This window comes from Aeromonas allosaccharophila (assembly GCF_000819685.1).
Taxonomy (GTDB): Bacteria; Pseudomonadota; Gammaproteobacteria; order Enterobacterales; family Aeromonadaceae; genus Aeromonas; species Aeromonas allosaccharophila.
Genome location: NZ_CDBR01000069.1, coordinates 1 through 1,266 on the forward strand (window position 1 = coordinate 1; position 1,266 = coordinate 1,266).

A 1,266-nucleotide genomic window follows, 5' to 3' on the forward strand; every position below is an offset into this window, starting at 1 on the left:
CCGCCGTAACAACGGCGGCTTTGCATCGAGAAAGGCCATTATCGGGCTACCCAATCCGCTATCTATTTAGCGAATACTTCTAAACCAAATCCTGTCTCCACCACCGATGCTGTAAACCTCTCCCTTTGCTATAACGGCACTACAGAAACTTACACCGCCAGCTGATGCAGCCCTGCATTTCAGATCCCCACTGACGGTAATAGTTACCCATCTGTCGTGCTGAGCCTGCGCGATCACAAGTCCGTCAGCTGGCGCGGTGTAAGTGCTATTGCCAAGGCGCTGCCACGGGCCAACAGTACCACTACCGCTATTGCTCGGGTTTACTGGGGCGGCATAAGCCTGCGCCCAGCTAGTGTCCTGCGTGGCCGGAGAGGCGTTCCAGACATCGTCTACGCCCGCAGTTGCGGCCCCAGCTGCAACACAACAGCAAAGCCGCCGTAACAGCGGCGGCTTTGCATCGAGAAAGGCCATTATCGGGCTACCTGAGACTACTGACAGCCAACCCAAGCTGTAATTTTAAAAGTAGGAGACGAAAAGCCATAACCACAACCATATAGCCAACCGTTCCCCTGTGGTTGATTATAAGTTGTAGTTACCATAGGGCCTGATTGATCACAGCCCCCGCCCCCTGAAACCACCTTAGTGCCAGCAGGACATGCCGCATAGACTTCTGCTGAACGATTGGTATTTGTTGCACCAGCATTTGAACCTACCACAGAGTAGAAGGTAACAGTTCCATTACTCCCGCTGTTGCTCGGGCTTACTGGGGAGGAGTTGACCTGAGCCCACTGGGTATCCTGCGAGGCCGGAGAAGCGGCCCACGCTTCATCAACGGTCTGGGCCGTGGCCGAGCAACACAATAGCAACGCCGCCATAACGGCGGCGGCTTTGCATCGAGAAAGGCCATTATCAGGATAGCTAGAAAACTAACGACTTAACGTTATCTGCCGACATTGAAAATAAAACCAATCATGTTCAGTTCTTCGAAAACCAACTAGAACATATCCATCAGGGCAGAGTGATGTGTAATTGTCATTTTGCATATAGTCATAGTTGACCCCGCCGCTTTCGATGATAGGCCCCCACGATAATCCAGCCCCACTTATCGCTGGATTAACCGGCGCAGCATACTGCTGTGCCCAAGCAGTATCCTGGGTGGCTGGCGATGCGGCCCACGCATCGTCAACACCAGCCAAAGCATTCCCGTTGCAACACAACAGCAAAGCCGCCGTAACAACGGCGGCTTTGCATCGAGAAAGGCCATTA

Annotated in this window: 1 protein-coding gene; it reads right to left on the reverse strand. The window is 53.2% G+C overall.

Going from position 1 to position 1,266, the window contains the following annotated elements:
* Positions 1–926: 926 nt before the first annotated feature.
* Positions 927–1,266, reverse strand: a 340-nt coding sequence (locus tag BN1115_RS22675) for a hypothetical protein (protein ID WP_208597761.1), incomplete at its 5' end; no start/stop codon positions are given.